Source organism: Streptoalloteichus tenebrarius, assembly GCF_024171885.1.
GTDB lineage: Bacteria > Actinomycetota > Actinomycetes > Mycobacteriales > Pseudonocardiaceae > Streptoalloteichus > Streptoalloteichus tenebrarius.
In genome coordinates this window covers 13,143-28,201 of the sequence record NZ_JAMTCP010000026.1, presented here as the reverse complement: position 1 = coordinate 28,201, position 15,059 = coordinate 13,143, and the positions used below count along the sequence as shown (strand labels likewise).

The window sequence follows — 15,059 nt, the reverse complement described above, 5'->3', positions numbered from 1 at the left end:
GTCAGCGACGCTGATCTTCACATCGACAGGCCGCCCCGCCTCCCGCGGGGCGGCCTGTCGTGTTCCGGGGTCCCCCGCCAGCTCGTTCCGCCGATGCCCCGGCCGTGGCGTCGGGCGTTGCCGCTGGTCAGGGCTGGGGGCGGCCGACGACCGCCCGCGCGGCAACGGCTAGCCTGCCCGACGTGCCCCTTGACGAGTCGTTCATCGGCAGGGCCTTTCCCGCCACCGAGGTGTGGGAGGTCGGCCGCGAGAAGATCCGTGAGTTCGCCGACGCCATCGGGGACGCCAACCCGGTCTACCGGGACCGGGAGGCGGCCGTGGCCGCCGGCCACCCCGACGTCATCGCCCCGCCGACCTTCGCGGTCATCCTCGCCCTGCGGGCGCACGACCTGGTGATCGCCGACCCCGAGCTGGGCCTGGACTACAGCAGGGTCGTCCACGGCGACCAGCGGTTCACCCACCACCGCCCCGTGCGGGCCGGCGACCAGTTGGTCGCGTCGGCGCACGTCGACGACATCAAGTCCCGGGCGGGCAACGACTTCCTGTCGATGCGCGCCGAGATCACGACGGTCGAGGGCGAGCCCGTGTGCACCTCCCGGGCGACGCTGGTCGCCAGGGGCACCGCGGAGCCGGCCCCGGCGGCCGAGGAAGGGGTTCCGGCATGACGCCGCCGCGCTTCGCCGACGTCGCCGAGGGCGACCAGCTCCCCACGACGCGGTTCCAGGTCACCCGCGCCGACCTCGTGCGCTACGCGGGCGCCTCGGGGGACTTCAACCCGATCCACTGGAACGAGCGCTTCGCGCGCGAGGTGGGCCTGCCCGACGTCATCGCGCACGGCATGCTGACCATGGCCCTGGCGGGGCGGGTCGTCACGGACTGGGCCGGCGACCCCGGAGCGGTCCTCGACTACGGCGTGCGGTTCACCCGGCCGGTCGTGGTCCCCGACGACGAGGACGGGGCGCTCGTCGAGGTCAGCGGCAAGGTCGCGAAGAAGCTCGACGACAACGTGGTGAAGATCACGCTGACCGCCCGCTTCCAGGGGCAGACCGTCCTGGGCGGCGCGAACGCCCTGGTGCGCCTCGCCTGACCTCTGACGCCACCGGGGCCCCGTAACCGCGCCGGACGCGCGGTCCGCCGCGCACGGGGATTTCGGAACGTGGACGGACCAGGTGGCGCGTCGGCGCAGCGCCGACGCGCCACCCGGGCGGTCAGCGAGCCTCGGCCAGGAGCTGGGCCATCCTGGTGACACCCGTCACCAGGTCGTCGTCGCCGAGGGCGTAGGAGAGCCGGAAGTAGCCCGGCGTGCCGAACGCCTCACCGGGCACCACGGCGACCTCCGCCTCCTCCAGCACCAGCTCGGCCAGCTCCGCGCTCGTCGCCGGCCGCCGGCCCCGGATCTCCCTGCCCAGCAGGCCCTTCACCGACGGGTACGCGTAGAAGGCGCCCCGGGGGACCGGGCAGGTCACGCCGTCGATCGCGGCCAGCAGCTCGACGATGCGCCGCCGCCGGCGGTCGAACGCCTCCCGCATCTCGGCGACCGCGTCGAGCGGGCCCGTGACGGCCGCCAACGCCGCCCGCTGGGCCACGTTGCAGACGTTGGACGACAGGTGCGACTGGAGGTTGGTCGCCGCGCGCACCACGTCGTCCGGGCCGATCAGCCAGCCGACCCTCCACCCGGTCATCGCGTAGGTCTTGGCCACGCCGTTGAGCACGACGCAGGTGTCGGCCAGCTCGGGCACCAGCACCGGCATGGAGGCGTGCTGGGCACCGTCGTAGACCAGGTGCTCGTAGATCTCGTCGGTGACCACCCAGATGCCGTGCTCCAGCGCCCAGCGCCCGATCTCCTCGACCAGCTCCGGCGGGTGGACCGCGCCGGTGGGGTTGGACGGCGAGCAGAAGAGCAGGACCTTCGTCCTCGGCGTCCTGGCCGCCTCCAGCCGGTCCACGCTGACCAGGTAGCCGGTGGTCTCGTCGGTGGGTACGACCACCGTGCGGCCGCCGGCCAGGGCGATCGCCTCGGGGTAGGTGGTCCAGTACGGCGCCGGCAGCAGCACCTCGTCGCCGGGGTCGAGCAGGGTGGCGAACGCCTGGTAGACGGCCTGCTTGCCGCCGTTGGTCACCAGGACCTGGCTCGGCCGGACGCGCAGGCCGGAGTCGCGCGCGGTCTTCGCGGCGACCGCCTCGCGCAGCTCGGGCAGGCCGGCGGCCGGGGTGTACCGGTGGTTGCGGGGGTCGGCGCAGGCCGCGGCGGCGGCCTCGACGATCGGCGCCGGCGTCGGGAAGTCGGGCTCGCCGGCGCCGAAACCGATCACCGGTCGGCCCTCGGCGCGCAACGCCTTCGCCCTGGCGTCCACGGCGAGCGTGGCGGACTCGCTGATGCCGCCGATCCGGGCGGACACCCGGCGGTGGGTGGCGGTGTGGTTGGTCTGGGGTGCGGCCATGGCCAGCATCGTGGCAGAGAACACCCCGATGGCCTCCGCCACGGGCCTGTCCCGGGGCGCTCGCCGGCCGGGAAAAGGGCCTCTGACCTAAGCGGTTGGAGGTTCGGGCGGTCTGTGTCGTAGACTCGCCACCCTGGAAGCTCCGAACACCGCCCCACGGGCCACGTGGGGAGGGTGGACGGCGGCCAGGAGCGTGATCTTCGCGTAGGCTGTGCGGTGCACTGGTCCTGCGCGAGGGGCAGCGCGAAGGGGTGTAGCTCAACTGGCAGAGCAGCGGTCTCCAAAACCGCAGGTTGCAGGTTCAAGTCCTGTCACCCCTGCGTCGTAGTAGACGGCGAGCGGAGGATGCAGGCGTGAGCGAGGACCGCGAGCAGGAGCGGGCCGAGGAGCGTGACGCTTCCCGCCCGGTTACCGCCGCGGCGCGGCGTGAGCGCCGCGCCTCCGCACGCCCGGCCGCCCGGCAGGACCGGGCCGGCCGCGCCGCCGGCTCGAGGGTCGGTGGGGCCGCCGAGGCCAGGAACGCCAACGGCGCGAAGGGCCGGCCGACGCCGTCGAGGGAGCGCCGGGAGAGCAAGGGTTCGCCGCTCAAGCGGCTGGGCCGGTTCGTCCGGGAGGTCGTCGCCGAGCTGCGCAAGGTCATCTGGCCGACGCGCAAGCAGTTGGTGACCTACACGGCGGTGGTGCTGGTCTTCGTTGCCTTCATGGTTCTGCTGGTGGCGGGGCTGGACTTCGCCTTCGGCAAGGGCATGCTCTGGCTGTTCGGCTGACGGCCGACCGCGCCGCGCGGGACCCCCGCGACCCGAGGCCAGGGACAACGGCGCGAGGAGCCAGGGCGCGCGACGCACGAGAGGAAGCGAGACCGACAGTGACCTCCCACGACGGCAGCCAGGAGCTGACCGGCCCGATCGACGAGGTGGACGCTGCCGCCATGACCGGCGACGCGGCCGACGTCGAGTCGGTCGGCGGGGCGGCCGACGAGCCGCAGCGGCCGGCTGACGCGGAGGCCGGCGAGGTCTCGACGGACGACGCCGACACCGCGACCGCCGACGAGCCGGCGGAGCCGGCCGAGGGCGGTGAGGCCGCTGGGACCTCCGAGACCCAGGAGACCCCGGTCGACGACGAGGCCGAGGTGGACCCGGTCGCCGAGCTGCGCGACGCGCTCCGGCGCGCCCCCGGCGAGTGGTACGTGGTGCACTCCTACGCGGGCTACGAGAACAAGGTCAAGGCCAACCTCGAGACGCGCATCCAGACCCTGGACATGGAGGACTACATCTTCCAGGTCGAGGTGCCGACCGAGGAAGTCACCGAGATCAAGAACGGCCAGCGCAAGCAGGTCCAGCGGAAGGTGCTGCCCGGCTACATCCTGGTCAGGATGGAGCTCAACGACGCCTCGTGGAGCGCGGTGCGCAACACGCCGGGCGTGACCGGCTTCGTCGGCGCGACCTCCAAGCCGTCGCCGCTGAGCCTGGACGAGGTGCTGAAGTTCCTCGCCCCGCAGGTGGAGAAGGAGAAGGCGCCGGCGGCCCCCGGCAAGAAGGCCCCCGCCGCCGTGGCCAAGCCGACCATCGAGGTCGACTTCGAGGTGGGCGAGTCGGTCACCGTCATGGACGGCCCGTTCGCCACGCTCCCGGCCACGATCAGCGAGGTCAACCCGGACGCCCAGAAGCTGAAGGTCCTGGTGTCGATCTTCGGCCGCGAGACCCCGGTCGAGCTCTCCTTCAGCCAGGTTTCCAAGATCTGACCGCGGACCCCGCGCACGCGGGGAGCGGATCGGCCGCGTGGCGGCGTGGCAGGGCCGACGCGCGGAACACCTCACGAAATAGAGGAAGCACGAGATGCCGCCCAAGAAGAAGAAGCTCGCAGCGATCATCAAGCTACAGATCACGGCGGGCCAGGCCAACCCGGCCCCGCCGGTCGGCCCCGCGCTGGGCCAGCACGGCGTCAACATCATGGAGTTCTGCAAGGCCTACAACGCCGCGACCGAGTCGCAGCGCGGCACCGTGGTGCCGGTCGAGATCTCCGTGTACGAGGACCGGTCGTTCGACTTCAAGCTCAAGACCCCGCCCGCGGCGAAGCTGCTGCTCAAGGCCGCCGGTGTGGAGAAGGGCAGCGGCGAGCCGCACTCCAAGAAGGTCGCCTCGGTGACCATGGACCAGGTGCGCGAGATCGCCCAGCAGAAGATGGCCGACCTCAACGCCAACGACGTGGACCAGGCCGCGAAGATCATCGCCGGCACCGCCCGCTCGATGGGCATCACCGTCGAGGGCTGAGGTCCTTCCCCCCGGGGTCGCCCGACGACCGTCGACCCCACCGAGCACGTCACCGTGGGAAGGCCGGGCGCTGGCCTGAACACCACGACTGATCCGAAGAGGAACAGCACATGAAGCGCAGCAAGGCCTACCGCAAGGCCACCGAGCTGGTGGACAAGACCAGGCTGTACTCGCCGCTGGAGGCGGCCGGCCTGGCCAAGGAGACCAGCGCCACCAGGATGGACGCGACCGTGGAGGTGGCGATCCGCCTGGGCGTGGACCCCCGCAAGGCCGACCAGATGGTCCGCGGCACCGTGAACCTGCCGCACGGCACCGGCAAGACCGCACGCGTCATCGTGTTCGCCACCGGCGAGAAGGCCGCCGAGGCCGAGGCCGCCGGCGCGGACGCCGTTGGCTCCGACGACCTGATCGAGCGCATCCAGGGCGGCTGGCTCGACTTCGACGCGGCGATCGCCACCCCGGACCAGATGGCGAAGGTCGGGCGCATCGCCCGCATCCTGGGCCCGCGCGGCCTCATGCCGAACCCCAAGACCGGCACGGTCACCCCCGACGTGACCAAGGCCGTCAAGGACATCAAGGGCGGCAAGATCAACTTCCGGGTGGACAAGCAGGCGAACCTGCACCTGGTGATCGGCAAGGCCTCGTTCGACACCGAGAAGCTGGTGGAGAACTACGCCGCGGCCCTGGACGAGATCCTGCGGGCCAAGCCGGCGGCGGCCAAGGGCCGCTACCTGAAGAAGATCACCTTCTCCACCACCATGGGCCCGGGCATTCCGGTGGACCCGAACCGGACCCGCAACCTGCTCAGCGACGAGGCCTCGGCCTGATCGCCACCGAGCCGCCGAGGGGCGCATCCCACCAGGGGTGCGCCCCTCGCGCTTTTCGCGGGCCGTCCGCCGTGCGCCGCCACCGGCCGCCCCGTGCCCGGGGGAGGGCGACCGGCCGGCCGGCGCCGACCCGGCCGTGGCCGATCGGGGGGTGGGCGGGGCGAGCGGAACGCGCATAGGATCGCCGGATGTCAGCGTCGTCGCAGATGGACGAGGTGGACGTCGAGCGCGGCCTGACCGGGGAGCAGGTGCGCCGGCGGGTCGCCGACGGCAGGACCAACGACGTGCCGGCCAGGGCAAGCCGGAGCCTGGGGGAGATCGTCCGGGCGAACGTGTTCACCCGGTTCAACGCGATCATCGGCGTCCTCTTCGCGATCATGCTCGTGGTCGGGCCGGTCAAGCAGGCCCTGTTCGGCATCGTGATCGTGGTCAACACGCTCATCGGCGTCGTGCAGGAGCTGCGCGCCAAACGGACGCTGGAGCGCCTGGCGATCGTCGGCGAGGCACGCCCCAGGGTCCTCAGGGACGGCGAGTCCGTCGAGCTGCCGCCGCACCAGGTCGTCCTGGACGACGTCGTCGAGCTGGGGCCGGGCGACCGGATCGTCGTGGACGGCCAGGTGACCGCCGCCGACGGCCTGGAGGTGGACGAGTCCCTCCTCACCGGCGAGTCCGACCCGGTGGTCAAGCGCGCCGGCGACGAGGTGCTCTCCGGCAGCTTCGTGGTCGCGGGGACCGGGCGGTACCGGGCCACCAAGGTCGGGCGGGAGGCCTACGCCGCGCGGCTGGCCGAGGAGGCCAGCCGGTTCACCCTGGTCCGCTCCGAGCTGCGCTCCGGCATCGACCGCATCCTGCGCTTCATCACCTGGCTGCTGGTCCCGGCGGGCGCGTTGATCATCTGGAGTCAGTTCCTCAGCAACCCCCGCCTGCCCGACGCGCTCCGCGGCATGGTCGCGGCGCTGGTGCCCATGGTGCCCGAGGGGCTCGTGCTGCTGACCAGCGTGGCCTTCGCCGTCGGTGTCGTGCGGCTGGGCCGGCGGAAGTGCCTGGTCCAGGAGCTGCCGGCCATCGAGGGCCTGGCCAGGGTGGACGTGGTGTGCGCGGACAAGACCGGCACCCTGACCGACGCCGGCATGCGCCTGGCCGAGGTGCGGCGCGTCGACCGGTCCGCGCCGGTCGACGAGGTGCTCTCCGCGCTGGTGGCGACCGATCCCCGGCCCAACGCCAGCCTCCAGGCCATCGCCGACGCCCATCCGCCGTCGGACGGGTGGCGGGCCACCGCCGTCGCCCCGTTCTCGTCGGCGCGGAAGTGGAGCGGCGCGAGCTTCGACGGCAGGGGCGACTGGGTGCTCGGCGCGCCCGACGTGCTGCTCCCCGACGACAGCGAGGCCAGGCACACCGCCGACGAGCTGAACGCCAGGGGCCTGCGCGTGCTGGTGCTGGGCAGGGCCGAGGTCAGGGTGGACGCCGAGGGCGCGCCCGGCAGGGTCGAGCCGGCCGCCCTGGTCGTGCTGGAGCAGAAGGTCCGGCCGGACGCCGCGCCCACGCTGCGGTACTTCGCGGAGCAGGACGTCGCGGTCAAGGTGATCTCCGGGGACAACGCCCGCTCGGTGGGCGCGGTGGCGGCCTCGCTCGACCTGCCGGGCGCCACGCACCCGGTCGACGCCAGGGAGCTGCCGGAGGACCGGGGCGAGCTGGGCGAGCGCCTCGACAGGGCGAGCGTGTTCGGCCGGGTGACGCCCGCGCAGAAGCGGGAGATGGTGGGCGCGCTGCGCTCGCGCGGCCACACCGTGGCGATGACCGGCGACGGCGTGAACGACGTCCTGGCGCTCAAGGACGCCGACATCGGGGTGGCGATGGGCGCGGGCAGCCCGGCCACCAGGGCCGTGGCCCAGATCGTGCTGCTGGACAACCGGTTCGCCACGTTGCCCCACGTCGTCGCCGAGGGGCGGCGGGTCATCGGCAACATCGAGCGCGTCGCCAACCTGTTCCTGACCAAGACGGTCTACTCGGTGCTGCTGGCGATCCTCATCGGCATCGTGCGGGTGCCGTTCCCGTTCCAGCCCCTGCACCTGACGCTCATCGGGTCGCTGACCATCGGCATCCCGTCGTTCTTCCTGGCGCTGGCGCCGAACACCGAACGCGCCAGGCCCGGCTTCGTGCCCAGGGTGATGCGCATGGCCGTGCCCGCCGGGATCGTCACGGGCCTCACCACCTTCGTGACGTACTGGGTGGTGCGGTTCGACCACAGCGCGAGCCAGGTGGAGCACCGTACCGCCGCGGTGATCGCGCTGTACTGCGTGGCGACGTGGGCGTTGGCGATCGTGGCCCGCCCGTACGCGTGGTGGAAGATCGCGCTGCTCTGCTCGATGGGCGTGTTGTTCCTGCTGGCCCTGCTGACCCCGCTCGGGCAGCGGTTCTTCGAGCTCGACCCGACGCACACGGGTCACGTGCTGACCGCGCTGGCCTGCGCGGCCGTGGCCATCGTGCTGTTGGAGCTGGGCTGGTGGGTCGACGGGTGGCTGCGGGGCGAGGAGCGCCGCGTCGTGGAGTGACCGCGACCGGGGGCGGCCTCGTGGCGCGACGGCCAGGGGCCGACCGCGCTGGACGGGGAGTCCGGGGCTGGACGGGGAGCCCGGGAGCGTCCCCAAGAGGGGAGCGAGGCGGGGGCGTTCAGCCGGTGCGGCAGTCGGCCGGCTCCGCCTCGTGGCCGGAGATGGCCCAGGTGCCGTTGGGCAGCCGGCTCAGCACGAAGGCGCCCAGCCGCTGGCCGCCGTCCACCGTCATCTGGCAGGACCGCACCTCGGCCCGGTCGCCCCGGACCGTCACGGCGCCCTCCGGGAAGCCGGGGTTGGCGTAGCTCGACCGGTTCGTGACGCGGCCGTTGAGCCGTTGGACGGCCTGCTGGCAGTCGCCGCCGCCCGAGTTCCTCGCGAACGCGTCCCTGCCCTCGGGCGAGAACAGCGCGCACGCCTTGCCCGCGTCGCCGTGCGCCGTGAACTGGTACACGGCGATCACGGCCTCCTTCGGCGTCGACCAGTAGACCGGGCTGTAGGTGGGGCCGCCCTGCCCGGTGCCGGGGTCGCTGTCGTCGGAGAAGTACCAGTAGCCGCCCACGACCAGCAGGAACCCGCCGAGGAACAGCCAGAGCGACCTGCGTGACCTCTTCTTCGCCACGTCCAACCTCCCGCGCGGGGTGTTCTGCGCGACACCGGCGCCCATGATCGTGCCACCCTGGCGCGGTGGGCGGATTCCCGCCGACCCGGTGCGCCCGCTGAGCAGCGGTCGGTCCGACCAGGTGGACTCGGGGCGGGGCCGGGTGGCGCCGGACCCCGGTGGGAGACCTCGCCGCGCGGTGGGGTGACGCATCCCGCAGGGGGTGGTTTGGTTCCCCGTCCCCGCCTCACGTACAGTGGTCGGCGGTTCCACCAAAGACCGCTGGTCTCCATGCCTCACGACGTGCGTGCCCCGTGTTCGCCGTCCAGGGCAGGACGAAGGCCCCGCGACCCGGGCGGCCCGCGCAGGAGGGACGAGGCAGCAAACCGTCTCCACGCCCGACGACGTGCGTGTCGAGAGTGTCCACGCCCCGTGCCGCAGTTCCTGCGCCGGGGCGTTCGTCGTCTCCGGGGTCAAGGGCCCGCGAGGGTCCGAGTGCCGGCCAGCCCGCGCACTATCCCACTAGAGAGGAGGCGACCATGGCGAAGCCCGAGAAGGTGCAGGCCGTCGCCGAGATCACGGAGAAGTTCCGTGGTGCCTCGGCAGCCGTCGTCACCGAGTACCGCGGCCTCTCCATGGCGCAGCTGACGGAGCTGCGTCGTGCCCTTGGCAAGGGTGCCTCGTACACCGTCGCGAAGAACACGCTGGTCAAGCGCGCCGCCGCCGAGGCGGGCGTGGCGGGCCTCGACGACCTGCTCTCCGGCCCGACCGCGATCGCCTTCATCGAGGGCGAGCCGGTCGACGCCGCGAAGGCGCTGCGCAACTTCGCGAAGGACAACAAGGCCCTCGTCATCAAGGGCGGGTTCATGGAGGGCAAGGCGCTCTCCGTGGACGAGGTCAACCGCATCGCGGACCTCGAGTCCCGCGAGGTGCTGCTCGCCAAGCTGGCGGGCGCGATGAAGGGCAACCTCAGCAAGGCCGCGGGCCTGTTCCAGGCCCCGATCACGAAGGTGGCCCGCCTGGCCGCCGCCCTGCAGGAGAAGAAGCAGGGCGCCGAGGGCGACACCGCCGCCTGATCCACCGCCACCCACCCACATCCCGCGCCCGGCGCACGGGCGTGGCAAGAGAGAGGAACCGCCACCATGGCGAAGCTCAGCGCTGACGAGCTGCTCGAGGCGTTCGAGGGCATGACCCTGCTGGAGCTGTCGGACTTCCTGAAGAAGTTCGAGGAGAAGTTCGACGTCACCGCCGCCGCCCCGGTCGCCGTCGCCGCCGCCCCGGGTGCCGCTGGCGCCCCGGCCGAGGCCGCCGAGGAGAAGGACGAGTTCACCGTCGTCCTGGAGTCGGCCGGCGACAAGAAGATCCAGGTCATCAAGGTCGTCCGCGAGGTCGTCTCCGGCCTGGGCCTGAAGGAGGCCAAGGAGCTGGTCGAGGGCGCTCCGAAGCCGATCCTGGAGAACGTGGCCAAGGACGTGGCCGACGCCGCCAAGGAGAAGCTGGAGGCCGCCGGCGCCAAGATCACCCTCAAGTGATCTCGCGCTGACGCGCTCCGAAGGGGCGGGCACCCACCGGGTGTCCGCCCCTTCCGCTTGTCCGAGATCTGGGGCCGAGATCTGTGGCCGCGATCTGGGGCCGCCCCGCATCTTGAGCGGCCCCAGCCCCGCCAGCGGGCCGCGAAACACCGACCACGGTGTCCTTGCCCCGCCTCTCGCCATCGGTGTCCCATTCGCGATCTGGCGGGCCAATTCGCTGAGCACATCTCGTCCTGGAGCTTCCCTCCCCACGCCACGTGAACATGCGGGGCGCGAGTGCCTGATGAGGCAATCAACGCTCGGTGCTTTCGATCGAATTCGTTCTCCCGGAGCCCCCTCGGCCGGCCTTCCGGTGCTGCCCTCGACCCGTCGTCCCTGGTCAGGCGGGCCACCGCGATCGGCGCGGGAGGCGCGACGAGGGGGACAGCCGCTGCCTGACGGCGCGCGAATCCCACTCCGGAAACCCTCGGCCCGGTTCGGTCCGCACGAGCCTGTGTCGCTCGTTCTGCTCTCGTGGGGCGTGGACACGAGGGCCGACGGGACCGGTCCTGGTGCCGCCGCGTCCTGGTTGTGGCGTCGAGCGTCGGGATCGGAACGTTCTGGCCGAGGAAATGACGATCGAGGATTCGCCGGGTCCGGCGACCGCGTCGCACTCGTGTCCCGGCGATGCGGGGTTTCGCACGCGGATCCCGGTGGAACCCCCCGCCAACGGGACCCCTGGCGGCAGGCATGGGAGGGCTTGGCCGCCCCCGGCGGGGGACTCCTGTGACACCTGCGAGAATGACCGAGCAGTGTGAGCCGTTGGCACCGAGATGCCGTTGTGCGCGGTGCTACGCGGGCGAACAACACAACGAGATCGTCACCGGGTGTGCGTGAGGTCACAGAGGGCAACGTGGTTGATCTCGACTCCGACCGCGACAGGGGCCGGCAAGGTCAACGGCTGGAGTCCGCACCGAACGGTGACGAACGGCCGACAGTGCGGTGACCTGCGGTTTCGTCCGCCCACAATGGTCACTGGCGGTGACTGTGGCGTCCGCCGCCGGGGTGATCGGGGCGTGGCACCTTGACTCCGCGCCGTCGCCGGGTCACTCTGTCGGTGAGCATGAGGCCAGGTGTCAGCACCTGCCTCTCGACAGTCGCCTTATGTGTGGCTAGACTGCCCCTTTGCGCTGCCCTCCTTCTGTGTGCCCTTCCCCGGGGCATTGGTTGGCGGGCACCCACCGCACCCTTGACAGCCGCGCTAGTCCAGCCGCTAGCTCAGCTACCAAGTCCCTGGAAGGACGCATCTTGGCAGTCTCCCGCGCGACCAAGGCCACTGCTGCGACCACCTCCACGTCGGGGATCCCTGGAGCACCTAAGCGGGTCTCGTTCGCGAAGATCCGTGAGCCGCTGGAGGTGCCCGACCTGCTGGCCCTCCAGACGCAGTCGTTCGAATGGCTCATCGGTGCCGATGAGTGGTACCAGCGCCGGGTGGACGCCGGCGACGAGAACCCGGTGAGCGGGCTGGAAGAGGTCCTCAACGAGATCTCGCCGATCGAGGACTTCTCCGGCTCCATGTCGCTGTCCTTCTCCGACCCGCGCTTCGACGAGGTCAAGGCCTCCGTCGAGGAGTGCAAGGACAAGGACATGACCTACGCGGCGCCGCTGTTCGTCACCGCGGAGTTCACCAACCACACCACTGGCGAGATCAAGAGCCAGACGGTGTTCATGGGTGACTTCCCGATGATGACGAACAAGGGGACGTTCATCATCAACGGCACCGAGCGCGTCGTCGTGTCGCAGCTCGTCCGGTCCCCCGGCGTCTACTTCGACCAGGCCGTCGACAAGACGACCGACAAGGACGTCTTCAGCGTCAAGGTCATCCCGAGCCGGGGCGCCTGGCTGGAGTTCGACGTCGACAAGCGCGACACCGTCGGTGTCCGCATCGACCGCAAGCGCCGCCAGCCGGTCACCGTGCTCCTGAAGGCCCTTGGCTGGACCAACGAGCAGATCCGCGAGCGGTTCGGCTTCAGCGAGACCCTCATGGCCACGCTGGAGAAGGACCACACGGCGGGTCAGGACGAGGCGCTGCTGGACATCTACCGCAAGCTGCGCCCCGGCGAGCCGCCGACGAAGGAGAACGCGCAGGCCCTCCTGGAGAACCTGTTCTTCAAGGAGAAGCGCTACGACCTCGCCAAGGTCGGTCGTTACAAGGTCAACAAGAAGCTCGGCCTCGACCTGCCGGTCGAGGTGGGCGTGCTGACCGAGGACGACATCGTCACGACGATCGAGTACCTGGTGCGCCTGCACGCCGGCGACACCAAGATGACGATCGGCGACAACGAGGTGCCGGTCGAGGTCGACGACATCGACCACTTCGGCAACCGCCGCCTGCGCACCGTCGGCGAGCTGATCCAGAACCAGATCCGGGTGGGTCTGTCCCGCATGGAGCGCGTCGTGCGCGAGCGGATGACCACCCAGGACGTCGAGGCCATCACGCCGCAGACCCTGATCAACATCCGGCCGGTCGTGGCCGCGATCAAGGAGTTCTTCGGCACCTCGCAGTTGTCGCAGTTCATGGACCAGGCCAACCCGCTGGCCGGCCTGACCCACAAGCGGCGGCTGTCCGCGCTCGGCCCCGGCGGTCTGTCCCGGGAGCGGGCCGGCCTCGACGTGCGTGACGTGCACCCCTCGCACTACGGCCGGATGTGCCCGATCGAGACGCCGGAAGGCCCGAACATCGGTCTGATCGGCTCGCTCGCGTCGTTCGCGCGGGTCAACCCGTTCGGCTTCCTGGAGACGCCGTACCGCCGGGTCGTCGACGGCCGGGTCACCGACCAGATCGACTACCTGACCGCGGACGAGGAGGACCGGCACGTCATCGCGCAGGCGAACGCCGTGCTGGACGCCCAGGGCAACTTCCTGGACGAGCGCGTCCTGGTCCGCCGCAAGGGCGGCGAGATCGACTACATCAACCCGCAGGGCGTCGACTACATGGACGTCTCCCCGCGGCAGATGGTGTCGGTGGCGACCGCGCTCATCCCGTTCCTCGAGCACGACGACGCCAACCGCGCGCTCATGGGCGCGAACATGCAGCGCCAGGCGGTGCCGCTGCTGCGCAGCGAGGCCCCGCTGGTCGGCACCGGCATGGAGCTGCGCGCCGCCGTGGATGCCGGCGACGTCGTCGTGGCGGAGAAGGCCGGTGTGGTCGAGGAGCTGTGCGCCGACTTCGTGACGGTCATGGCCGACGACGGCACGCGGCAGACCTACCGCCTGCACAAGTTCCGCCGGTCGAACCAGGGCACCTGCATCAACCAGAAGCCCATCGTCAACGAGGGCGACCGGGTCGAGGTCGGCCAGGTGATCGCGGACGGCCCGTGCACCGAGAACGGCGAGATGGCCCTGGGCAAGAACCTGCTCGTGGCGATCATGCCGTGGGAGGGGCACAACTACGAGGACGCGATCATCCTCTCCCAGCGCATCGTCCAGGACGACGTGCTCACCTCGATCCACATCGAGGAGCACGAGATCGACGCCCGGGACACCAAGCTGGGCGCCGAGGAGATCACCCGGGACATCCCGAACGTCTCCGAGGACGTGCTGGCCGACCTGGACGAGCGGGGCATCATCCGGATCGGCGCCGAGGTCGAGCCGGGCGACATCCTGGTCGGCAAGGTCACCCCGAAGGGCGAGACCGAGCTGACCCCCGAGGAGCGCCTGCTGCGCGCCATCTTCGGTGAGAAGGCCCGCGAGGTGCGGGACACCTCGCTGAAGGTGCCGCACGGCGAGCGCGGCAAGGTCATCGGCATCCGGGTGTTCAGCCGGGAGGACGACGACGAGCTGCCGCCGGGCGTCAACGAGCTGGTCCGGGTCTACGTCGCCCAGAAGCGGAAGATCCAGGACGGCGACAAGCTCGCCGGCCGGCACGGCAACAAGGGCGTCATCGGCAAGATCCTGCCGGCCGAGGACATGCCGTTCCTCCCGGACGGCACCCCGGTGGACATCATCCTGAACACCCACGGTGTGCCGCGACGGATGAACATCGGCCAGATCCTCGAGACGCACCTGGGCTGGATCGCCAAGCAGGGCTGGTCGGTCGACGGCGACCCGGAGTGGGCCAAGCGCCTGCCCGAGGAGCTGTACTCGGCCGAGCCGGGCACGAACACCGCCACCCCGGTGTTCGACGGCGCCCGCGAGGAGGAGATCACCGGCCTGCTGGGCTCGACGTTGCCCAACCGCGACGGCGAGCGGATGGTCGGGGAGAACGGCAAGGCCCAGCTTTTCGACGGCCGCAGCGGTGAGCCGTACCCGTACCCGGTCGCGGTCGGGTACATGTACATCCTCAAGCTGGTCCACCTGGTCGACGACAAGATCCACTCCCGGTCGACCGGCCCGTACTCGATGATCACCCAGCAGCCGCTGGGCGGTAAGGCGCAGTTCGGCGGTCAGCGGTTCGGCGAGATGGAGTGCTGGGCCATGCAGGCCTACGGCGCCGCCTACACGCTCCAGGAGCTGCTGACGATCAAGTCGGACGACGTCCTCGGCCGCGTGAAGGTCTACGAGGCCATCGTCAAGGGCGAGAACATCCCCGAGCCGGGCATCCCGGAGTCGTTCAAGGTGCTCCTCAAGGAGCTCCAGTCGCTGTGCCTCAACGTGGAGGTGCTGTCCAGCGACGGCGCCGCGATCGAGATGCGCGACGGCGACGACGAGGACCTGGAGCGGGCCGCCGCCAACCTCGGCATCAACCTGTCCAGCCGGCCCGGCTCGGAGACGCTCTCCGTGGACGACGTCGTGAACTGACCTCGCCGTCCGGTCGGGGTCGGCCGGCCCCGCGCCCCGCGGGGGCGCCCCGGCCCC

At 71.2% G+C, this 15,059-nt stretch carries 12 protein-coding genes and 1 tRNA gene; 11 read left to right on the top strand and 2 right to left on the bottom strand.

Annotated elements, in window-relative coordinates; all coding sequences use genetic code 11:
- Positions 1-182 precede the first annotated feature (182 nt).
- Together LX15_RS20420 and LX15_RS20415 are read left to right on the top strand one after the other, a co-directional pair.
- A complete protein-coding gene (locus tag LX15_RS20420; protein WP_253671226.1) occupies positions 183-665 on the top strand; it encodes a MaoC family dehydratase N-terminal domain-containing protein in 483 nt (160 codons plus the stop codon).
- Positions 662-1,087, top strand: coding sequence for a MaoC family dehydratase (locus tag LX15_RS20415; RefSeq protein ID WP_253671225.1), 426 nt, complete (start codon positions 662-664; stop codon positions 1,085-1,087). The genes LX15_RS20420 and LX15_RS20415 overlap by 4 nt, the downstream gene beginning before the upstream one ends.
- 121 nt (positions 1,088-1,208) lie before the next feature.
- Here the strand turns inward: LX15_RS20415 and LX15_RS20410 are convergent, their stop codons facing one another.
- The gene (locus LX15_RS20410) at positions 1,209-2,441 is read right to left on the bottom strand and encodes a pyridoxal phosphate-dependent aminotransferase (RefSeq protein ID WP_253671224.1); all 1,233 of its coding nucleotides are present in this window, start codon (positions 2,439-2,441) and stop codon (positions 1,209-1,211) included.
- Positions 2,442-2,688: 247 nt separating this feature from the next.
- Here LX15_RS20410 and LX15_RS20405 point away from each other — a divergent pair.
- The 6 genes from LX15_RS20405 (at position 2,689) to LX15_RS20380 (ending at position 8,090) form a co-directional block, all read left to right on the top strand.
- Positions 2,689-2,761 (top strand) — tRNA-Trp (locus tag LX15_RS20405).
- A 33-nt stretch (positions 2,762-2,794) separates the two neighbouring features.
- Positions 2,795-3,208, top strand: a complete 414-nt coding sequence (gene secE, locus LX15_RS20400) for a preprotein translocase subunit SecE (RefSeq protein ID WP_253671223.1) — start codon at positions 2,795-2,797, stop codon at positions 3,206-3,208.
- A 98-nt stretch (positions 3,209-3,306) separates the two neighbouring features.
- On the top strand, positions 3,307-4,182 hold the full coding sequence (gene nusG / locus LX15_RS20395) for a transcription termination/antitermination protein NusG (protein WP_253671222.1): 876 nt from the start codon (positions 3,307-3,309) through the stop codon (positions 4,180-4,182).
- A 94-nt stretch (positions 4,183-4,276) separates the two neighbouring features.
- Positions 4,277-4,711, top strand: a complete 435-nt coding sequence (rplK, locus tag LX15_RS20390) for a 50S ribosomal protein L11 (protein WP_253671221.1) — start codon at positions 4,277-4,279, stop codon at positions 4,709-4,711.
- Between the two features lie 110 nt (positions 4,712-4,821).
- Positions 4,822-5,538: a 50S ribosomal protein L1 gene (gene rplA, locus LX15_RS20385; protein WP_253671220.1), complete on the top strand. Its 717-nt coding sequence runs from the start codon at positions 4,822-4,824 to the stop codon at positions 5,536-5,538.
- Between the two features lie 188 nt (positions 5,539-5,726).
- The gene (locus LX15_RS20380) at positions 5,727-8,090 is read left to right on the top strand and encodes a cation-translocating P-type ATPase (RefSeq protein ID WP_253671219.1); all 2,364 of its coding nucleotides are present in this window, start codon (positions 5,727-5,729) and stop codon (positions 8,088-8,090) included.
- Between the two features lie 118 nt (positions 8,091-8,208).
- Here LX15_RS20380 and LX15_RS20375 read toward each other — a convergent pair whose 3' ends face one another.
- The gene (locus LX15_RS20375; protein ID WP_253671218.1) at positions 8,209-8,757 is read right to left on the bottom strand and encodes a hypothetical protein; all 549 of its coding nucleotides are present in this window, start codon (positions 8,755-8,757) and stop codon (positions 8,209-8,211) included.
- A 473-nt stretch (positions 8,758-9,230) separates the two neighbouring features.
- On the opposite strand from LX15_RS20375, the gene rplJ reads away from it, so the two are divergent.
- The 3 genes from rplJ (at position 9,231) to rpoB (ending at position 15,002) form a co-directional block, all read left to right on the top strand.
- Positions 9,231-9,767, top strand: a complete 537-nt coding sequence (gene rplJ, locus LX15_RS20370; RefSeq protein WP_253671217.1) for a 50S ribosomal protein L10 — start codon at positions 9,231-9,233, stop codon at positions 9,765-9,767.
- Positions 9,768-9,833: 66 nt separating this feature from the next.
- Positions 9,834-10,223, top strand: coding sequence for a 50S ribosomal protein L7/L12 (gene rplL / locus LX15_RS20365; RefSeq protein ID WP_253671216.1), 390 nt, complete (start codon positions 9,834-9,836; stop codon positions 10,221-10,223).
- A 1,287-nt stretch (positions 10,224-11,510) separates the two neighbouring features.
- Positions 11,511-15,002, top strand: a complete 3,492-nt coding sequence (rpoB, locus tag LX15_RS20360; RefSeq protein WP_253671215.1) for a DNA-directed RNA polymerase subunit beta — start codon at positions 11,511-11,513, stop codon at positions 15,000-15,002.
- The last annotated feature ends 57 nt before the right edge of the window (positions 15,003-15,059 follow it).